This window comes from Sorangium sp. So ce296 (assembly GCF_051529605.1).
GTDB classification, from domain to species: domain Bacteria; phylum Myxococcota_A; class Polyangia; order Polyangiales; family Polyangiaceae; genus Sorangium; species Sorangium cellulosum_D.
Genome location: NZ_CP150325.1, coordinates 1,307,669 through 1,327,325, shown reverse-complemented (window position 1 = coordinate 1,327,325; position 19,657 = coordinate 1,307,669). Strand labels below are relative to the sequence as shown.

The 19,657-nt window shown below is 71.3% G+C and carries 16 protein-coding genes; 8 read left to right on the top strand and 8 right to left on the bottom strand.

Features of this window, described 5'->3' with window-relative positions:
• Positions 1 to 35: 35 nt before the first annotated feature.
• Entirely contained in the window at positions 36 to 902 is an 867-nt protein-coding gene (locus tag WME98_RS04925) for an amidohydrolase family protein (RefSeq protein WP_437950215.1), read from the bottom strand.
• A gap of 329 nt (positions 903 to 1,231) precedes the next feature.
• Between WME98_RS04925 and WME98_RS04920 the strand changes: the two genes are divergently transcribed.
• From WME98_RS04920 to WME98_RS04910, 3 genes are all read left to right on the top strand, one after another.
• The gene (locus WME98_RS04920) at positions 1,232 to 2,023 is read left to right on the top strand and encodes a hypothetical protein (protein ID WP_437950214.1); all 792 of its coding nucleotides are present in this window, start codon (positions 1,232 to 1,234) and stop codon (positions 2,021 to 2,023) included.
• Positions 2,024 to 2,306: 283 nt separating this feature from the next.
• The gene (locus tag WME98_RS04915) at positions 2,307 to 3,488 is read left to right on the top strand and encodes an oxygenase MpaB family protein (protein ID WP_437950213.1); all 1,182 of its coding nucleotides are present in this window, start codon (positions 2,307 to 2,309) and stop codon (positions 3,486 to 3,488) included.
• A 145-nt stretch (positions 3,489 to 3,633) separates the two neighbouring features.
• The gene (locus WME98_RS04910) at positions 3,634 to 4,536 is read left to right on the top strand and encodes a hypothetical protein (RefSeq protein WP_437950212.1); all 903 of its coding nucleotides are present in this window, start codon (positions 3,634 to 3,636) and stop codon (positions 4,534 to 4,536) included.
• A gap of 36 nt (positions 4,537 to 4,572) precedes the next feature.
• Here the strand turns inward: WME98_RS04910 and WME98_RS04905 are convergent, their stop codons facing one another.
• Positions 4,573 to 5,646, bottom strand: a complete 1,074-nt coding sequence (locus WME98_RS04905; RefSeq protein WP_437950211.1) for an aldo/keto reductase — start codon at positions 5,644 to 5,646, stop codon at positions 4,573 to 4,575.
• A 121-nt stretch (positions 5,647 to 5,767) separates the two neighbouring features.
• Here WME98_RS04905 and WME98_RS04900 point away from each other — a divergent pair, with 121 nt between their 5' ends.
• On the top strand, positions 5,768 to 6,718 hold the full coding sequence (locus WME98_RS04900) for a LysR family transcriptional regulator (RefSeq protein WP_437950210.1): 951 nt from the start codon (positions 5,768 to 5,770) through the stop codon (positions 6,716 to 6,718).
• Between the two features lie 196 nt (positions 6,719 to 6,914).
• On the top strand, positions 6,915 to 8,225 hold the full coding sequence (locus WME98_RS04895; protein ID WP_437950209.1) for an endo-1,4-beta-xylanase: 1,311 nt from the start codon (positions 6,915 to 6,917) through the stop codon (positions 8,223 to 8,225).
• Between the two features lie 223 nt (positions 8,226 to 8,448).
• Here the strand turns inward: WME98_RS04895 and WME98_RS04890 are convergent, their stop codons facing one another.
• From WME98_RS04890 to WME98_RS04880, 3 genes are all read right to left on the bottom strand, one after another.
• Entirely contained in the window at positions 8,449 to 9,000 is a 552-nt protein-coding gene (locus WME98_RS04890; RefSeq protein ID WP_437950208.1) for a nuclear transport factor 2 family protein, read from the bottom strand.
• 547 nt (positions 9,001 to 9,547) lie between these two features.
• On the bottom strand, positions 9,548 to 10,042 hold the full coding sequence (locus tag WME98_RS04885) for a hypothetical protein (protein ID WP_437950207.1): 495 nt from the start codon (positions 10,040 to 10,042) through the stop codon (positions 9,548 to 9,550).
• Positions 10,043 to 10,257: 215 nt separating this feature from the next.
• Positions 10,258 to 11,655, bottom strand: coding sequence for a glucose/sorbosone family PQQ-dependent dehydrogenase (locus tag WME98_RS04880; RefSeq protein WP_437950206.1), 1,398 nt, complete (start codon positions 11,653 to 11,655; stop codon positions 10,258 to 10,260).
• A 655-nt stretch (positions 11,656 to 12,310) separates the two neighbouring features.
• Here WME98_RS04880 and WME98_RS04875 point away from each other — a divergent pair.
• On the top strand, positions 12,311 to 13,033 hold the full coding sequence (locus tag WME98_RS04875; protein ID WP_437950205.1) for an SAM-dependent methyltransferase: 723 nt from the start codon (positions 12,311 to 12,313) through the stop codon (positions 13,031 to 13,033).
• A gap of 108 nt (positions 13,034 to 13,141) precedes the next feature.
• Here the strand turns inward: WME98_RS04875 and WME98_RS04870 are convergent, their stop codons facing one another.
• Complete coding sequence (locus tag WME98_RS04870) at positions 13,142 to 13,882, bottom strand: alpha/beta fold hydrolase (protein WP_061627486.1); 741 nt, start codon at positions 13,880 to 13,882, stop codon at positions 13,142 to 13,144.
• 222 nt (positions 13,883 to 14,104) lie between these two features.
• On the opposite strand from WME98_RS04870, the gene pgm reads away from it, so the two are divergent.
• Positions 14,105 to 15,751: a phosphoglucomutase (alpha-D-glucose-1,6-bisphosphate-dependent) gene (gene pgm / locus WME98_RS04865; RefSeq protein ID WP_061627485.1), complete on the top strand. Its 1,647-nt coding sequence runs from the start codon at positions 14,105 to 14,107 to the stop codon at positions 15,749 to 15,751.
• A gap of 22 nt (positions 15,752 to 15,773) precedes the next feature.
• On the opposite strand, the gene WME98_RS04860 is transcribed toward pgm, so the two are convergent.
• Both WME98_RS04860 and WME98_RS04855 read right to left on the bottom strand, forming a co-directional pair.
• Entirely contained in the window at positions 15,774 to 15,980 is a 207-nt protein-coding gene (locus tag WME98_RS04860) for a hypothetical protein (RefSeq protein ID WP_437950204.1), read from the bottom strand.
• A gap of 107 nt (positions 15,981 to 16,087) precedes the next feature.
• Complete coding sequence (locus WME98_RS04855; protein ID WP_437950203.1) at positions 16,088 to 18,424, bottom strand: DNA polymerase II; 2,337 nt, start codon at positions 18,422 to 18,424, stop codon at positions 16,088 to 16,090.
• A 419-nt stretch (positions 18,425 to 18,843) separates the two neighbouring features.
• Between WME98_RS04855 and WME98_RS04850 the strand changes: the two genes are divergently transcribed.
• Positions 18,844 to 19,536 (top strand): DUF4142 domain-containing protein, encoded by a 693-nt coding sequence (locus tag WME98_RS04850; protein ID WP_437950202.1) that lies wholly within the window; start codon positions 18,844 to 18,846, stop codon positions 19,534 to 19,536.
• Positions 19,537 to 19,657 lie beyond the last annotated feature (121 nt).

The following is a 19,657-nucleotide window of genomic DNA, read 5'->3' as shown; positions in this document are numbered from 1 at the left end:
CGCGCCCCGCATGGACGGGGCCGGCAAAGTGGCCCTCACCGCGCGCAGGCGCCGAGCCATCGCGCGGCGTTCTGTCCGAGGGCGGGGCCGAGGAGCTCGGGGGGCAGGTGGAGGCCCTGATAGGTGCCGAGGGTGCGGGCCGGCTGGTCGGCGGTTTGACGAAAGAAACGGAAATTGTCCTCTTTCAAGAGATCCATGTTCGACTCCACCTGCAGATCCCACAGCTCCATGGACAGCGGGTCCAGCCCGCTGGTCACGAGGTCGGTCCCGAACAGGAAGCGCTCGGGCCATCGAGAGAACAGCTTGAGGAGCTGGGCGCGCTCCCGCTCGAGGTTCGCGAACCCCTCCGCCGCCGGGCCGGCGGAGCCATGGCTCGTATCGACGAGGAGGCGTGGAAACGCCTCCATCAGGGACTCCACGCGCGCGAGGTCGGTGCGGCTGCCGCAGAGATGTGCGCACACCAGCCGCAGGTCGGGGAAGGAGCGCAGGACCGCCTCGAGCTCGCCGCGGTATCGGACGGTGTTGGCGTGAAGGAGGATCGGGAGCGCCTGATCGGACAGCGCCTGCCACATCGCCTGGTGCGAGGGGTCGTCCAGGGGACGCTCGTGGAAGAGGTTGTGCCCTTGATAGAGCTTCACGCCGCAGGCGCCTCGGCGGCGGAGCTCGCCGAGGTACGCGAGATCGCCGTGACCCAGATCCACGGTGACGAACGGAATGAGCTTTCCGGGGTGAGCCGCCGCGGCGTCGAGGACGATATCGTTGCCCGTGCGGTAGCCGGCGAGCCCGGATCCGCCGCGGCCGCTGGTCAGGTCCGGGCTCGCGAGGATGACGGCGCGATCGATGCGGTGCTTGGCCATGTGGGCGAGCAATGGTGTCACCGCGTCGGCGTGCGTCAGGTGCACATGGATGTCGATGACCTCCTGGCGGGGCGGAGGCGGCGACGAGCGGCACCCCAGGACGGCGGCGAGCGCAGCTCCCAGCGAGATGCTGCGGAGTCGGGCCCCGCGATAGGTGTGGGCGGCCTTCGGAGAGCGGATTGAACGACGCGGAGCCATCGCCGGCAAGGATACTCCGCGGCTTCGCTGGCGCCATGGAAAAGAATGGAGTCGTGAGAAATGATATGATCTGACATCGCGCTTCCAATCGTGGTTCATGCAATGCTCGATGCGCGTGCTTCAGGGGGCGACGCCTCGCCCTTGGGGGCATTGTTATCTGTTCTCAGGAGGTCTTTATGTCGCTCATCCGTAGCTCGATTCGATTCATGGGGTTCACGGCGCTCTGCGCCTCGTTGTTCGGAGCGACGTCTTGTTCGCCGTGGTCGGACAATGGCGTGGGCCCCGGCGCCGGGGGCAGCAGCAGCACCAACGCCACCGGCAGCGGCAGCAGCGGCGTCGGTGATGGCGCCAGCAGCAGCGGCGTCGGTGATGGCGGCGGCGCCAGCAGCAGCGGCGTCGGTGATGGCGGCGGCGCCAGCAGCGGCGGCGGCGGTGGCGGCGGTCCTGGCGGGGTCGGCGGAGGCGGCTCCGCGAGCGGGGGCGGCGGAGCGCCGGCTTGCGCGGACGACGCCCACGAGGAGAACGACGCGGCCGCCTCCGCGGCGCCGCTCGCCTACACGGCAGGCGGCAGCGGATCTCCCGACGCGTGGTTCTCGCATGTCGGCTTCGTCCTCTGTTCAGGCGATGAGGACTGGTACCTGCTCGATACCTCTCTCGGGTACGAAGAGCTCTATTGGAAGCTCCGCGTCCTGGCCGCCGGGGCAGAGCTGTGCGGCGCGGGGTGCGAGCAGTACACCCCGCCACCCGGCCCAGAGAACACGGTGATCGTGGAGGTCTACAGCGCGGCCACGATGGAGCTCATCGGATCTGAACAGAGCGAGCATGGACGGGTGTGGCTCGATGGCGAAGGGCTGGATTCGGCGAACGATCTGCTCCTGCGCATCTATGGGCCGCCGGAGGCGGCCTACCCGTACGACATCACGTTCATCGCCAAGTCCTATGAAGGAGAGGACGAGTGCGAGTGCTGAGCGTCGCCTCGACGAGAGCGCCGAGGCGGCCGCGCCGCTAGCGCCGGCGGCGCTCGCGCTCGTCGGCGTGGGCGCATGGAGCCTGCGACGCGATCGCGGAGGACGACGGCCCAGGGGCGCGCGCTGCAAGCGCGCGGCGCGACGCGCATCGGGCCGAAGGCAGCGCTCGTCGGGCTGGTCCACGGGCGTGGTGGCGCCTGCACGCGGGACGCGAGCCTACCGGGCGGGCGGCCTCCGCGTTGCGCGATGTCGGCCATGTGCCAAGGAACTCGACTCCACCCCCATGAAGAACGCGACGATCCCTGCCCGGTTCCAGGACACCGCGGACGCCCGCCGTCGCTTCGGCGATCGGCTCGACCGTCTCGCCCCCTTCCTGCTGCGCGTCGATCCCGCGGCCGACGCCGTCGTGGAGGCGTTCGCGTCGATGCCCTCGGGCCAGGGCTTCCGCCTCCTCGAGGCCGCCCTCGCGCGCGGCGTCGACCACGTCGCGGCCGAGGCCCCGCCCGAGCTGCGGGCGCTCTTCGCGGAGGTCGATCACGTCCCTGTCTGGGTGGACTGGGACGCGGTGAACCGCGGCGGCGCCGCGTTCCTGCGCACGGGCGCGCTCGGCGGGATCCTGCTCGCGATGCAGGCGCTCATCCTCGGCTACGCCTCGCCCGGCGGGAACAAACCGCTCGTCTTCTCGGGGAGGCTCCGCGAGCAGGCCGGGCGCCGCCTCGGCGAGACGAGCCGCTTCGTCTACGCCGTCAGCCAGGCGAACGGCATGCGCCGCTCCGGCGAGGGCTTCGCGATCACCGTGAAGGTGCGCGTCATGCACGCCCAGGTGCGGCGCCTCGTCCGCGCGAGCGGCCGGTGGCAGACCTCGCTCTGGGGCGAGCCGATCAACCAGCACGACATGGTCGCGACGGCGCTGCTCTTCTCGGTCGCGGTGCTCGACGGCCTCGACAAGCTCGGCTACCACGTCCCGCCCGACCAGCGGGAGGACCTCGTCCACCTCTGGCGCTACGTGGCCTACGTCATCGGCGTCGAGCCGGAGCTCATCCCCGGCTCCGCTGCCGAGGCGAGGCGCCTCGCCGAGATGATCTTCGCCACGCAGGGCGCGCCGGACGACGACTCCCGCATGCTCGTCGACGCGCTGGTCACCCACGGCATCCGCAGCGCGCGGAGCGACGGCGAGCGCCGGCGCGCCGAGCAGATCATGGCCGTCTTCTGCTGCGTCTCCCGCGCCGTCCTCGGCGAGGTGCTCGCCGAGCAGCTCGGCGTGCCCCGGCAGAGCTCGCTCCTCGCCGTGCCGCTGCTCCGCGCCGTCGCCGCCGCCTCGAGCCGCGCGCACGCGCTGCCGTCGCTGCAGGACATCGCGCTCGACCTCGGCGGCCGCTACTGGCAGCGCGCCATCGCGGTCGGCCTCGGCGGCCGTCCGGCCGACTTCGCCCCTCCGGAGCGCTTCGCCGACGGCCAGACGTGAGCGCGCGAGAGCCCGTCGCCGCGAGGCCGCCCAGGGCCCCCGCCGCCCTGCGCGGCCGGCGCCGGCGTCCGGCGGGCCCCGCTCCGCGAGCGCGCCCGGCGGTCGGGGTTGAACCGCGCTCCCGTTCTGCGGTACGAGCGCGATCATGGAGATCATCCCCTACGGCGGCTGGAAGCGCGCCGCGCGCATCGTCTGCGGCGACACGGAGGTCGTCGTCACGCTCGACATCGGCCCGCGGATCATCCGCTATGGCGTCATCGGCGGCCCGAACGAGCTGTCCGAGATCCCCGAGGATCAGGGCGCGACCGGCGGGACACAGTACAGGTTCTACGGCGGCCACCGGCTCTGGATCGGCCCGGAGGACGAGCAGCGGACGCTGCAGCCGGACAACGACCCGGTCGAGCACCGCGAGGAGAACGGCGCGCACGTGTTCCGGTCCGCCGCGGACAAGCACGGGATGCAGAAGGAGATCCGCATCACGGCGGACGCCGCGGCGGGCAGGTTCGTCCTCGAGCACGCGATCGAGAACCACGGCGCCTATGCGGTCGAGTTCACGCCGTGGGCGCTCACCGTGATGGCGGGCGGCGGAGAGTGCCTGTTCCCGCAGGCGCCGTTCTTCCCGCACCCCGAGCGCGTCTTGCCGGCGCGGCCGCTCGTGCTGTGGCCGTACAGCGACATGACCGATCCCCGGTGGACCTGGGGCAAGCGCGTGCTCCGCCTGCGGCAGGTCGCCGGCCAGGGCCCGCAGAAGGTGGGGATGCTCGTGAGCCAGGGCTACGCGGCGTACGCGAACCACGGGAACGTGTTCCTGAAGCGGTTCCCGTTCGTCGAGGGCGCCACGTACCCGGACATGGGGGTCAACTTCGAGACCTTCACGAACCAGGACATGCTCGAGGTGGAGTCGCTCGGCCCGCTCCAGCGCGTGGAGCCCGGCGCCCGCGCGCTGCACCGGGAGGCGTGGTACCTCCTGAAGGGCGCGCAGCCGCCCGCCGAGGACGGCGCGTGCGCGGACTGGCTCGAGGCGCTCGCGAAGGATCGGCCGCTGTAAGACCGCGAGCGCTGAGCCTGCGGCGGGCGCGCCCGGTCAGCGCCGCGCGGCGATCTTCACGTCGCCGGACACGACGCTCCGGGTCAGCGGCCGCGCCAGGAAGTCGTGCGGGAAGCCGAGCTCGACGGCGCTGGCCCGGTCGAGCCGGGCGCGCTGGTCGTCCGTCAGCCGCACGTCGAGGGCGCCCAGGTTGTCCTCGAGCTGCTTCAGGGTCCGCGCGCCCAGGATCGGCGCGGTCACCGCCGGATTCAGCAGCGTCCAGGCGATCGCGATCTGCGACGGCGTCTTGCCGCTCTCGGCCGCGACCGATTTCACCACCTCGGCGATGCCGAGGCTCCGCTCGGTGAGCGCGCCGTTGGCGGCGGCGATGTTCTTCCGCGTGCCGGCCGGATCCGCCGCGCCATCGCCCGCGGCCAGATCGGCCTTCGAGTACTTCCCGGTCAGCACCCCGCTGCCGAGCGGCGACCACGGGACGACCCCGAGGCCCATCTCCCGCGCCATCGGGATGAGCTCCCGCTCGACGGTGCGCTCGATCAGGCTGTACTCGATCTGCAGTGCGATGAGCGGCGCCCACCCGCGCAGATCCGCGATGGCTTGCATGCGGGAGACCTGCCAGGCCGGCGCGTCGGAGATGGCGACATAGACCACCTTCCCCGACCGGACGAGATCGTCCATCGCGCGCAGGACCTCGTCCACGGGCGTCGTCCCGTCCCACGCGTGCAGGTACAGGATGTCGATGTAATCGGTCGCGAGCCGCCCCAGGCTCGCCTCGACCGAGCGCACCATGTTCTTGCGGTGGTTGCCGCTCGAGTTGGGGTCTCCCGGCCGCATGCTGAGCGTGTACTTGGTGGCCAGCACCAGGCGCTCTCGCCGATCGCCGGCGAACTCGCCGACCAGCCGCTCGGACGTGCCGTTCGTGTATTTGTTGGCCGTGTCGATGAAGTTCCCGCCGCGATCGACGTAGGCGTCGAAGATGCGCCGCGACTCGTCGCGGTCGCTGCCCCACCCCCAGTCGCTGCCGAACGTCATCGCGCCGAGCGCCAGCGGGGAGACGCGCAGGCCCGAGCGCCCCAGCAGCCGGTAGGTGTCGAGAGAGAGTGCGTTGGTCATGGTTGGCTCCACAGGTGCGGCGGGCGCGTCAGGCGCCCTGCCTGGATCCGGACGTTAAGGCCTTGGCGCCCCGCGAAGAATCCGACAGGATCGAAGGAGCCTGTTTAGCCAGGGGTACATAATGCGCGGCAGGGAGTTCGCCGATCTGACAGCGTTCGCGGCCATCGTGGAGCACGGGAGCTTCGCCCGCGCGGCGGCGCACCTGCGGGTCTCGCCGTCGGCCCTGAGCCAGACCATCCGGGGGCTGGAGGAGCGGCTCGGCGTGCGCCTCCTGAACCGCACCACGCGCAGCGTTGCGCCGAGCGAGGCGGGGGCGCGGCTGCTCTCGCGGCTCTCCCCGGCGTTGACCGAGCTGGAGGCGGCGGTCGCCGACGTAAGGGCGCTCCGGGACAGGCCGTCGGGCGTGCTCCGGATCAACACGGCGCGGGTCGCCGCGGTCTGGTGCCTCGCCCCGCTGCTCGGCCCGTTCCACGAGGAGCACCCGGAGATCGTGCTCGACGTGGTGGTCGAGGACGCGATCGCCGACATCGTCGCGCGCCGCTTCGACGCCGGGGTCCGCCTGGGCGAGCGCCTCGAGCGCGACATGGTGGCCGTGAGGCTGAGCGGCGATTTCTCGATGATGGCGGTGGCGTCGCCGGCCTATCTGGCGCGCCACGGCGTCCCCGCGACCCCGCGCGATCTGCACCGGCACCGCTGCATCAACACGCGCTGGCCGACCGACGGCAGCCTGTACCGGTGGGAGTTCGAGAAGGGGAGGCAGTCCCTGGAGGTCGCCGTCGAGGGCCCGCTCATCGTCAACGACGTGGACCTCGCGCTGCGCGCCGCGGTGGACGGCGTCGGCATCGCGTACGTGTTCGACGAGCAAGCGAGGCCGCTCGTCGAGGCCGGGAGGCTGACGCGCGTCCTGGAGCCCTGGTCGCCGTCGTTCCCGGGCTTTTACCTCTACTACCCGAGCCGCCGGCAGACGCCCCCTGCGCTGCGGGCGTTCGTGGACTTCCTGCGCCGCGCGGTCCCACCGGAGAAGAAGGCGCGACGCGCCCGTCCGGCCGCCGGCGCGAAGAACCTCGCATGAACCCGGAATTTTCTTCCTGAGTCCGATGTCCCTCGTGCCCACATCGTTGAGGCTGTGGACTTGGGGGGGAGCGTCCGCTCTACTGTCGCTTCGGTACCCCCATCGGGGGCCGCCCGTGCGCGGTGTGACCCGGCGATGATCACGGCGCCGCTTCGCGGGAATAAGTGACGAGATTTTTCCTTCGGAGGATGCGAGCATGAGGTCAGCACCCCTTACCCTTCTACTCTCGGCGTTCCTTTGTGCTCTCGGCTGTTCGGACGGCGACGGGGGAGGGGAGAACGGCGGCGCGGGCCCGACGAGCGGCCCCGGCGGCACGACGAGCGGCTCCGGCGGCACGACCGCCACGACCGGCGGCGGCACGACGAGCGGCCCCGGCGGCACGACGTCCACGACCGCGGGCCCGACGACCGGCTCCGGCGGCGCGGGCGGCGACATGGCCGGCTCGGGCGGCATGGGCGGCGCCGGCGGCTCGGGCGGCAGCGGCGGCGCTGACGCCCGGATCCCCGCCGCGAGCGCCAGCTCGCTCAAGGAGGCCGGCTCGAAGGCGAACCCCCCCATCCTCATCGGCGCGGCCATCTCCGGCTCCGGCCTCAACGACGCGAACTACAAGCGCGTCGCCGCCGCCGAGCACGACTACGTGACGGCAGAGAACGAGATGAAGTGGGACGCGCTGGAGCCCCAGCCGGGCAGCTTCAACTACGGTGCCGCGGACAACATCGTCAACTGGGCGACGAGCAATGGAATGAAGGTCAAGGGCCACACCCTGGTGTGGCACAACCAGCTGCCGGGGTGGGCGAACTCCCTGTCTGGCTCGACCGCGGTGGAGCAAGCCATCCGCAGGCACATCGAGAACGTCATGGGGCACTTCAAGAGCAAGATCAAGCACTGGGACGTCGTCAACGAGGCGGTCATTACCGACAGCGACACGGGCGTCGGCAATCCCCGCATGAGGCCCTCGGTGTTCTTCAACGCGATGGGGGTGAACTTCATCGATTTCGCGTTCCAGACGGCGAGGGCGCAAGACCCGGAAGCCAAGCTCTATTACAACGACTACAGCATCGACGCGCTCAACGATAAGGCCGATTACGTCTATGAGATGATCAAGGGGATGGTCGATCGGGGCGTCCCGATCGACGGCGTCGGGTTCCAGATGCACATCGGGCCGCCGAACAACGAGGCCGGCGGCGCGGACGTGGCGGCGAACCTGAAGCGCTTCTCCGATCTGGGCCTGGAGGTGTTGATCTCCGAGATGGACATCAACCGTTGCGGCGGCGTGGTCACCGCCGAGGAGCAGCTCACTTACTACCACGACATCGTCGCGGCCTGCTTCTCGCTGCCCAAGTGCGTCGCGATCACGTTCTGGGGGATCAACGACGGCAGGTCGTGGCTCAACGGCTGGCAAGGGGCCTTGTGCAACGGGCAGAGCTCGCAGTCGCTGCTCTTCAATGACCAGTATCAGAAGAAGGAGACCTACAACAGGGTGCTGGACGCCCTGCTGGGCCGTTAGCGCCTCCCTCGCGCCGCGAGCGGCGGCGCGCCCGGCCACGCGCTCGGCCTCGCGGCGCCTCGCCGGTACGCACGGCGGTGGTCGCGATGATGGGCGCCCCCACGCGTATGCGTGGGGGCGCGCTTTGCACGTGCGCTGAGCGCGTCGCGCGCGATCGCGAAGCGCGCGCCTCGCCAGCGGGACAGGGGGCGACGTCAGCGACGCGCGAGCCGCCCCTCCAGGATCACGGCGCCTCCAGGGGGAGCTCCTCGTTGGGCAAGCCGACCGACCAGTGCCCCTGGATGATCTTCCACTGCCCGCCCTGCTTGTGGAACACAAGGCTCAATCGGGTCGGGACGTCGCCGCCCAGGAAAGCGAACGTCGGGTCGTCCGCCACCCAGGCGACGGTGCCTTGCTGCTGCAGCTGGAGGAGCCCTCCGGTGGCCTCGATCGGGAGCCCCCCGTCGTTCGGGTATCCCAGGCCGTCGAGGAAGGTGAACATGTCCTGCCACCACTGAACGATGGCCGCGTGGCCGGCATACACCTCGCCGGGCGCCGTGCCGAGGAACAGCGCGCCCGGGCTGTCCGAGATGATATCTTCGATGAAGTCGATATCACCGTTGGTGGACGCCTGGTAGAACTGATTGACCAGGCTGGCGATCTGGGTTTGCTCCGGGACGGTGAGGCAGATGGGCACGACCTCGGCCTCGGCGCTCTTCATCGTGCCTCCGAGCGCCAGCATGGCCGTCGACGCTGCGATCACATGAACGACCTTCCCCATCAAACCGTTCTTCATGTCCATTCTCCTTCGCTGAGATTCACCACGAGGGCGCGGCGTGTGTCATCGTTGCCGCCTCGATCGCGGCGAGCAGACGTTGCGTCCTCACGCAGCGCGAAGCTCGAGTCAGCGGCGATCGTCCTCTCCCCTCTGCCAGCGGCAGAAGGGCGCAACCAGGTGCGTTCCGGAAGCTCGACGCTGCTGCTCGGCCTCGCTCCGGGGCACAAAGCACCCGACGTGCCAAGCGCAAAAATGGCTCGATTTCCCAATCCGTCGCTTGCCATGCGCTGGACGGTGAGCCGCTCGCCGTGAAATGCGGCCCATTTCACCGTGACATGTCACGGGTTGCGCCGTGACATGTCACGGCGCGCAGGATTGTGGCGTCACATTCGTCGGCCGGGCTTCGGGCGGGCCGAGGGGGCGCCCGGCTCGCGCCGCGCCAGGCCAGCCTTCTCTGGCGAGCACCTGGGCGGTCGCCGCCGAGGACGCGCCGGTTGGGGCGTCGAGGCGGTCCGGGTGTGTCGGCCAGCGTTTCGAGGAGGAAGGCGACCGCCGGGCGCGCCGTCTACGGCACGGGCTCGACGTCGAACGTCGCCGTCGAGACCCCTTGTCCGTCATACGAATCGCCGATGACGCGCAGGCGGTAGAGCGCCGTGTGGTCCGCGTTCCACACGAGCAGCCCGAGCCCGATGACGGACGACTCCTCGGTCGTGTGCGTCGTCGCTCCGCTCAGGTACGTCCTCTGCTCCCAGGTGCCCGAGAGCCCCGCCGGGCAGGTGTCGACGTCCGTCGGGACGTCGCCCAGCGCGCTGAAGGTCCCCTTCGCGCAGAGGGAGCCCGGCGTGGGCGAGGAGAGCGAGAGCACCATCGCCTGATAGAGGCTCAGGTCGCCGGCGCCCGCGACGATGGCGCCGTCGGCGAGCCGCACGCCGTCGCTCTCGGTCGCGACCGATGGCGTGACGAGCGTCACCCGCCTCGGTCCCGTCGATTCCGGCGGGACGGCTTCCGTACCACCGCACCCGCCGACGAACAGCAACGACAACGAGAGCCATGCGCGCATCGAACGCCTCTCCATGCGATGACCCGCAGAGGGAAGGGGACCCGGACAGCCAGGCTATCACGGCGCGCGGCGCGCATGGAGAGCCGCCGGCAGCGGGGCGCGGCAGCCTCGCCCCGGGCCGGCGGCGCCGGGGCGAGGCGCCGCTCGTCCGGGGCACGGTCACGCGGTCGCGGAGCTGCGCTGGCGGGGCGCAGGCCCCGCCCTCCGGCGTCGGCTCAGTTGGTGCCCGTGTACTTGAACTCCAGGATCGCTCCCGGGTTGCTCAGCGCCGATGTGGCCCCGCCGGTCGGCCCGCTGGTGCTCCCCTGGCTGTCCGTGATCACGTAGACCGTCAGGCCATCCGGGCTCAGCGCGAGATCGCGGTAGCGGTTGGTGGTCTGGAAGTGGACGACCGGCTCGCCCGCGACGGGGGCTCCGGTGGAGCTCATCTTCACCCGGTACACCGCGCCCTTCTTGAGGGTGGTCATCAGGAGCGAGCCCTCCCACCCGGGGATGCCGGGCTCAACGGCATAGGTGTGGAGCGAGGAGGGCGCGATCGTCGGCCAGCAGATGTAATCGTTGCCTCCGCACGCCGGATCCTTGAAGTTGTAGCCGTTCGGGACAGTGTAGAAGGTGGCGAGCGGCGGCGTGAAATCGGGGTGGCTCCAGGCGCTCTCCTGCTGCCGGGGGACCGAGGAAGGGGGCGTGTAGTCGTTCCACGCGAGCGACGAGCACGGCGTCGGGCTCGACGCGGACCAGTTGTCGTATGTATAGGCCTGGCTGTCCTGGTAGCCGGCGACGTGCGGCCAGCCATAGTTCTTGCCGGGCTGGATGAGGTTGAGCTCGTCGTCGCTCTTGGGCCCATGCTCGGCCGCGTAGAGCTTGCCGCCGAGGAACGTGAGGCCCTGCGGGTTGCGGTGGCCGTACGAGTAGACGTGGCTGCGGACGCCGGCGCTCTGCGGGTTGTCGCCCGGGATCGAGCCGTCGAGGTCGAGGCGCAGGATCTTGCCGGCGTATTTCGACCAGTCCTGCGCCGCGACCTCGCTCGCCGTGGGCAGATCCTGCGCGCCGACCGGGAGGCACTTCCTGTTGAACTGGTTGTTTCCCTGGTCCCCGACGGTGTAATAGAGCTTCTGATCGGGGCCGAACAGGAGCCGCGCCGAGTTGTGATCGTCGCTCCCGGGCAGGCCCGTGATGATGTCGACGGGGCTCCCCAGGGTCTTTGTCGCGGCGTTGTACGTGTAGCGGCGGATCTTCGTCCTGCGGCTCACCGCTGAGCCTGGATCGACGTCATAGGTGTAGGAGACGTACACATAGTCGTTGCCCGTGCCCTTGAGCAGATCCGGGTGCAGGGCGAGGCCCAGCACCCCGTCCTGTCCTCCCGACTGGTACGCTTCGCTGATGGTGACCGCGGTCGTCTTCTGGCCGTCCGATCGCCTGACACGCACGACCCGCTTCCCCACGCGCTCGGTCAACCACAGATAGCCGTCCGGCCCCCAGACGATCCGCATCGGAAACGACAGCCCGCGCACGATCTCGCGCGACGTGAAGCCGGCGTCCAGGCCCGCACGCCCCTCGGCGACGGGCTCGCTCTCGGCAGCCCCAGGGTCGTGCGCTCCGAACGGACCGTCCATGGGACCTTCGGAGCCACATCCGATGAAACTCCACGAAGCCGCGGAGAGCAAACCAACCTGAGCCAGGAAGACCGTCGAGCGACGTGAGAGAGATGCGGACATTGGATTACCTCGCTGTTTGTTTCGAAGGACGGCGCTGACCAAGTCCCGCCGTTCCAAGGCCCGGCGGACGTGATGAGCGAGCTTCCGACGTGAAACCGCGGATCGCAGGGCGACCGTTGCGTCGTGCCCTGGCAGGCAGAGGTCTTTACTATGGGCAGCGATTGTCAAGTTGAATCTGCAATGCAACGTGAATGACCCGGCGCCGCGCGGCGTGGGGGATGCGACGCTCACGCAAGGACCGGTCAGGCGATTGTTCAATGGCAGGTCAGGTGAACCATGTAGCAATGGCAGGTCAGGTGAACATGCAATGGCAGGCTCAGGTGAGCCAGGTAGGCGCAGCGCTGCGCCTGTCCCACGATCCGAAGCTCCCGGCGGAGGCCGCCGCTGGCGGCTCCACCGGACTGGACAGGCGCCGGGTCCCCGCCCTCCGCGAGGCCCGCGACAGAAAGCCCCGACCATCGGATCGAAAACCCCGCCCTGCCGGTGCCGCGCGAAGAGCGGTACTCCTTCGCTGCAGGCGGTCCGAGCGACCGTCAGCCGAGGAGAAGGCGAGATGGGGACGGACGAACACGGAAAGCACGCGGCGGCTTTCGGGCGCGAGCGCGCATCGAGCTACGACGACCAAGTGAACCGCTTTTGGCCAGGTTACGGCGTCCTGCAGCAGGTCGCCGCCGAGGTGATGGCCGCGGCGCTCCCGGACAGCGAGGCCGCGTCGCTGCTGATGGTCGGCATCGGGACCGGGAGCGAGGTGAAGCCGTTCGCGCGCTACGTGGGGGCCGGCGTCCGTTTCACGGGCGTCGATCCCTCGCCGGAGATGCTCGCTGTCGCGAGAGAGAAGCTCGCGGCGGAAGGCCTCCTCGAGCGGACGAGCCTGCATGCCTGCGAGCTGCGCGATCTCGCGCGCGGGCCGTTGTTCGACGGCGCCCAGATGATCGGCGTCCTGCACCACCTCCCGGGGGATGAGGCTCGCCTCGAGCTGCTCCGGGAGATCGCCGGGCGGCTGAAGCCGGGGGCGCCCTTCGTCATCGGCTGCCGGACCGGGAACGATCCGCGGCTGATGGCCGTCGAGGAGCGGCGGGCCTCCGCGGGGGGGTGGCCGCCCGAGGCGGCGGAGCAACGGCGCAAGGCCATGGCGTCGCTGAGGGTCCCGGCCTCGGATGAGGAGGTGTTCGCGCTCCTTTCCCGAGCAGACTTCGTGGAGCCTTGTTTGATCTTCGGGGAGCTGCACATCAAGGTCTGGGTCACTCGCTACGAGCCATCCGCGATCGGCGCGTGACGTGGCGGGACGCGGGGCCGCGGCGCCGCCGGATGTCGACCACATGGCCGTCCCGAGGGCCGGGGGACGCCGGGGGGCGGACCGGGACGCAGCCCCGAGACAACCAGGCTAGGGCCGCGCCTGCGCGGCCGCGCGCCTCAGGAAGCCCGCGATCGCCCGCGCCGACGCCTCCGGCGCGAGCTGCAGCACGAGGTGCGGGGCGTCGACCGTGACGCACTCCAGGTCGGGCCGCAGCCGGCGGAGCTCGCGCAGCACGCGCGGCGGCACCAGCGCGTCGCCCGCGGCGCCCAGGTAGAGCAGCGGCGCGGCGCAGCGCTGGAGCGGCGCGCGCGCGTCCACCGAGAGCACCTCGCGCACGCGCGCCGCCATCACCGCGGGATCGACGGTCTCGACGTTCGCGGCCACGCGCTCGAGCCACGCGGCCTCGGCGCGCGCGCCGACGAGGTAGCGCCGCGCGACGAGCTCCGGCGCGCGGCGGCGGAAGAGCCACGGGCCGACGAGGTGCCGCGCGAGCGACGGGACGAGCCACACCGGGTTCGTGACGAAGGTGGCGACGAGCGCCACGCCGACGAGCTGGCCGGCGCGCCGGCAGGCCAGCCGGAGCGCGAGCGGCCCCGAGAACGACTCGCCGAGCAGCGCGTACGGCCCGTCCGCGGGCAGGCGCGCCGCGACGAGCGCCTCGAGCGCGTCGTAGTCGAGCGCCCGGTCCGCGGGGTACGAGACCACCTCCGGCGCGATGTCGGCGGACTCGGCGGACAGCGCCTCGACGAACGGCGCGAAGAGCGCGCCGGTGCCGTCGAGACCCGGGAGGAGCAAGAGGCGCAGCGGCGCGGTCACCGGCGCGAGCATCGCCGAGCGTCGCCCGGGCGGCAATCCAGCCGCGGCCGCGCGCGGCGCCGGCGGCGTCCCGTCGGCGCCCCCGCGCTGTCTCGTCGGCGCCCCCGCGGTGTCCCGTCGGCGCCCCCGCGGTGTTTCGTCGGCGCCCCCGCGCGCCCCGGCGCGCCCCGCGGCGTCCCCCGGCGCCTCGTGGAAGGGTTGGCTCGTCCCCCGCGCTCGGCTATGCGGAGGCCCATGGCGCTCCACCCCCTCGCGGGCCGCAAAGCCCCGCCCGATGTGCTGATCGATCCGGACAAGCTGCGCGCGCAGTACTACAGCGAGCGCCCCGACCCGAGCGATCCGCAGCAGCGCGTCGCCTTCGGCACCTCCGGCCACCGCGGCTCGGCCGCGCGGCGCAGCTTCAACGAGGCGCACGTCCTCGCGGTCGCGCAGGCCATCTGCGATTACCGCGCGAAGCAGGGCACCACGGGCTCGCTCTACCTCGGTATGGACACCCACGCGCTCTCCGAGCCGGCGCAGCGCTCCGTCATCGAGGTCCTCGCCGCCAACGGCGTCGACGTCCTCATCGCCGAGCGCAACGGCGTCACGCCGACGCCGGTCATCTCGCACGCGATCCTCACCCAGAACCGCGGGCGCACCTCGAAGCTCGCGGACGGCGTGGTGATCACGCCCTCGCACAACCCGCCGGACGACGGCGGCATCAAGTACAACCCGCCGAACGGCGGGCCCGCCGACACCGCCGTCACCGGCTGGATCGAGGACCGCGCCAACGAGCTGCTCCGCGCCGGCAACGCGGGCGTGAAGCGCATGCCCTACGAGGCCGCGCTGCACGCGCCGACGACGCACCCCTACGACTACATCGGCTCTTACGTCGCCGACCTCGGCAACGTCGTGGATCTCGAGGCCGTGCGCGGCGCGAAGCTGCGCCTCGGCGTCGATCCGCTCGGCGGCTCGAACATCGCGTACTGGGCGCCGATCGCCGAGAAATTCGGGCTGGACCTCACCGTGGTGAACCAGGCGGTCGACCCCACCTTCAGCTTCATGCCGCTCGATCACGACGGCAAGATCCGCATGGACTGCTCGTCGCCGTACGCGATGGCGAACCTCATCGCGCTCAAGGACGACTACGATCTCGCGTTCGGCAACGACGCCGACTCGGATCGCCACGGCATCGTCACGCGCAGCGCCGGGCTGATGAACCCGAACCACTACCTCGCCGTGGCGGTGTCCTACCTCTACCAGAACCGCCCCGCGTGGCGGGCCGACGCGGCCGTGGGCAAGACGCTCGTCTCGAGCAGCATGATCGACCGGGTGGCGAAGGACCTCGGCCGGCCGCTGCGCGAGGTGCCGGTCGGCTTCAAGTGGTTCGTCGACGGGCTGCTCGACGGCTCGCTCGGCTTCGGCGGCGAGGAGAGCGCGGGGGCCTCGTTCCTGCGGCGGAACGGGCAGGTGTGGTCGACGGACAAGGACGGCATCATCCTCGACCTGCTCGCCGCCGAGATCCTCGCGCGCACCGGCCGCGACCCGGCTGAGCACTACCGCGACCTGACCCAGCGCTTCGGCGCGCCGCTCTACACCCGCATCGACGCGCCGGCGACGCCCGCCGAGAAGAGCGTGCTGAAGAAGCTCTCCCCCGACGCGGTGCGCGCCCAGAGCCTCGCGGGCGAGCCGATCACGGCGAAGCTCACGCGCGCGCCGGGCAACGGCGGCGAGATCGGCGGGCTCAAGGTCGTCGCCGAGAACGGCTGGTTCGCCGCGCGGCCCTCGGGCACCGAGGACGTCTACAAGATCTACGCGGAGAGCTTCAAGGACCAGGCGCACCTCGATCGCATCCTCGACGAGGCGCGCGCGATGGTCGCCGACGCGCTGTCGGCGAAGTGAGCGCGGGCGGCGCTCGCCGCGCTCAGAAGCGCTTGCCGAGCCCGGCGAGCGGCCGCACCGCGAACTCGGCGCTGACCGGGCCGCTCTCCCCCGACCCGCGCCTCGCCCGCTGGAAGAAGTAGGTCTGGGCGTCGACCTGGCCGAGCAGGTAGAACCCCGACGGCAGGTCGACCGTCAGGCCGAGCCCGCTGCCGAGGAAGCCGACGAGGCTCGTCCGCGGCGCGGCCACGCCCCGCGTCTCGAACTCCTGGCGAAGGAGCCCTCCCCGCCGCGCGGAGCGCCGGCCGCGCCGCTGGGCTCTTCCGGCGCGGCGCGCCGCGCGGGCGCCGCCGCGCCTCAGAACAGCGACAGCTGCCGCTTCGCGCCGGTCATCGCGTCGAAGTCCGCGCCGCCCAGCCACCGCAGCACCGAGTCCGCGATCGGCTTGAGCTGCTGCGACACGTAGTGATCGTAGTCCGGCGGCGCCGTCGTCTGGCCGACCGGCTCGGGGCCGGCGCGCGTGATCACGTACGCCACGATCCGCCCCGCGTCCCCGACGAGCTTGCGCGCCGCCTTCACGTGCGGCGGCGTCGTCTTCGTGTACGCGCCGAGCGGCTTGCGTAGCGCCTTCTTATAGACGAGCTCCGCGTCGAACCGCCCCGCGCGGAGCTCCGCCACGAACGTCCGCACGAAGCCCTCGACCGGCCGATCGTGGAACACGAGATCGAGCAGCTCCCGCTGGAAGCGCCGCGCGACCGCGCTCGCGTCGCGCCGGACCGCCTCGAGCCCGACGATCTCGAGCTTGCCGCCGCCATCGCCGGCGACGAGGCCCGCGTAGCGCTTCTTGCTGCCCTGCGCGGCGCCGCGCAGCTCGGGCAGGAGGAAGCGCGCATAGACCTTCTCGAACTCGAGCTCCAGCCGGCTCTCGCACCCGAAGGTCCTCGCGATCTCGGCGGCGACCGAGGCCGAGACGGCCTCGCGGAGCTCCTCGGCGCGGGCGGCGGCGCGCGCGGCGTCCGGCTCGCCGATGTCGACGAAGAGCGAGTCGGTGTCGCCGTAGAGGACCCGGTGCCCGGCCCTCCGCACCGCCTCCGCCGTCAGCCGGATGACGTGCTGGCCGGCGCTCGTGATCGCGTTCGCGACGGCCGGGGAGAACAGGCGCGACGCCGGCGAGCCGAGCACGCCGAACAGCGAGTTCATGAGGATCTTGATGGCCATGGCGCCGCGCTCGTCGCCCGCCCGCCGCGCCTCGGCCCGCTCGTCCCAGAGGCGCGCGACGAGCTCGGGGAGGATGCCCGGCTCCCCGCGCCGGAACGCCGCGCCGCCCGGCGTCACGATCAGCGCCTCCGGCGGCGCCCCGTCCCCCGCCACGAAGGTGAGCGGATCGATGTTGAACGTGCGGATGAGGCTCGGATAGAGGCTCTTGTAATCGTAGACGACGATATTGCGGTACAGCCCCGGGACCGACTCGAGCACGAGGCCGCCGGCGATCTCGACCTCCTCGTCCGGCGCCCCCTGCGACACCGACGGCGCGACCTTGCCGCGGGCGCGGAGCGCGGGCAGGTACAGCGAGTCGATCGCGGCGATCTGCGCGCCCACGCGGTCGAGCTGCATGCCCGTGAGCAGGCTCCGCCGGACCGAGAGCTCGATGAGGCCGGTCTTCTCCAGGAGGTCCCGGACGAGGCGGGCGTCCTCGAGGTTGTACGCCGCGAGCAGCGCCGGATCGTCGCGGTACGACGCCTCGATGTGCGCGCCCCGGTCGTCGGACGCGAACAGCTTGCCGCGCCCGAGGATCGCCTGCGCGGCGGTCTCGAGGCGGTAATCCTCGAGGCGCATGAAGGCGCTGCGGAGCAGCGCGAGGCCGTCGAGCACCACGCGCCCCGGGAGCACGGCGCGCGCCTCGCGCGAGAAGCCCGGGTCGCGCAGGATCGAGACCTCCTCGGGGCCCCGCCCGAGCGCGCACGAGAGCCCGGCGCGCCGGCAATAGCGCTGGAGCGCCGGCAGGTCGAAATCCGGGATGTTCCAGCCGGTGAGGACGTCGGGATCCGCGTCCGCGACGTGCGCGAGGAACCGCTCGAGCAGCGTCCGCTCGTCGGGGAAGCGCTCGACGTAGGCGGGCAGGCCGGACGGGACGGGCTCGTCCCGGACCAGCAGGCAGCGCTCGCCGCCCGCGCCGGCGACGGCGATCGCATAGAGATGCTCGCCGTCGAGGCTCGTCTCGATGTCGAGCGACAGCACGCGCAGCGCCGGGACGAACGTCGCGGGGAAGAGCTCGGGGTTCTTGTACACGCGCCCGACGCCCGGGCGGAGCTCGAACGGCCCGGAGACCGCGAACGCCCCGCGGACGCCGCGATCGATGAGGAAGCGGTAGGCGAAGCGCACGTCGGCCTCGAGGGCGTCGGCGCCGGCCTCGGCGAGCTTGTCGCGCAGCGCCGCGACGTCCCGCGGGAGCGCGGCGAAGACGCGCAGCACCGGCTCGCCGTCGAGCGTCTCGAGCGCCTCCGGGGAGACGCGATTGCCCGCGAGCCGCCGCGCGATGTCCGCGTCGCGCTCGCGCACGAAGAAGTACGGCCTGAACCTGTCCTCGATGACGAGCGCCGGCGTGCCGTCCTCCATCACCGCGTACAGATGGATTTCCGGGCATCCGGCGACGACCCGGTACGTGGGCGTGAGGATGAAGCCGCGGTCGGGCATGTGCGCGTGCGCTGAGGCCTCCGGGCGAGCTCGTCGCCGGCGCGCGGGGCGGCCCGGGACCGCTCCGCGCCACGCCGCACTTGACCACCGGGACCGGCCCCCCGCAAGCCCCGTCTCACCCCCGGCGCCACGGATTTCCCGGAGGAGCGCGGCGGCCCCGGGAGCCAGGGCTCGCCGGAGAGGGCGCCTTTCGCGGAGGCGACGTCCCGTGGATGGCTGACGGCAGCCTATCCATCGCTTCCCGCGAAGGCCTGAGACATGGCGCCGGAGGCCAGCCCGGGTGCGCGGCGCCTGCCCTCGCTGCGCGCCCTCGCGCGCCGCGGTGAGCAGCGCCGTCCCGGTGATTCCGTCGAGAGCGGGTCCGCTGCTTGCTTGATGTTGGAGACGTAGTGACCCGCGGGTGTTCCATGGATCGGTCCGTGAGGCGCGCCGCGGAAAACAGGGAAGGGGAATTCACCATGATGCGCCATCATTTCAGGCATCGGGTCGCGGTGATCGCCGCGCTCGCCGCGAGCGTCGTAGGCAGCTCTGCGCACGCGACCGGGCGGGGAGGTTACGCTCAGCAGCAAGGCGCGCAGATCTCCCAGCAGCAGCGGCCGCAGCAGCATCGGCCGCAGCAGGCGACGCCGAAGCGCGCGCATACACAGGTGTCGGACGGCGCCATCGCCGGGGTCGTCTCGGCGGCCAACCAGCTCGAGATCTCCCTGGCGACGATCGCCCGCAAGCAGGCCCGGTCGCGCGAGGTCAAGGATTTCGCCTGTGAAATGATCGAATCCCACACCCAGGCGGAGCGTCATCTGAGCGCGCTCCTCCGGCGCCTCAGGATCCAGGTGCAGCCGACGCGGGTGAGCGCGATGCTCGTCGGGCACGCGCCGCTCTTCGCGGCCCACCTCCGCCGGCAGCCGGCCCAGAAATTCGACCAGGCGTTCATGAACGCCCAGGTGATGATGCACCGCTATCAGCTGCGCATGCTGGACGAGCAGCTCATCCCGAAGGTGAAGGAGCCGGCCCTGAGGCAGGAGCTCCAGAGCATCCGGGAGAAGGTGGTTCACCACCTGGAGCATGCGCAGGCGATCCAGGCGAATCTGGCGAAGCAACAACAGGGTCGCTAGAACGCCGATCACGTCGAAATCCCGCGAAGGTCCGTTCATGGGGAGATGACCGCAAGGGCAAGGCACGCAAGGGGAAGAGAGGAATACGATTCCAGCTCTGTCCCTTTGCGCGCTCTTGCGC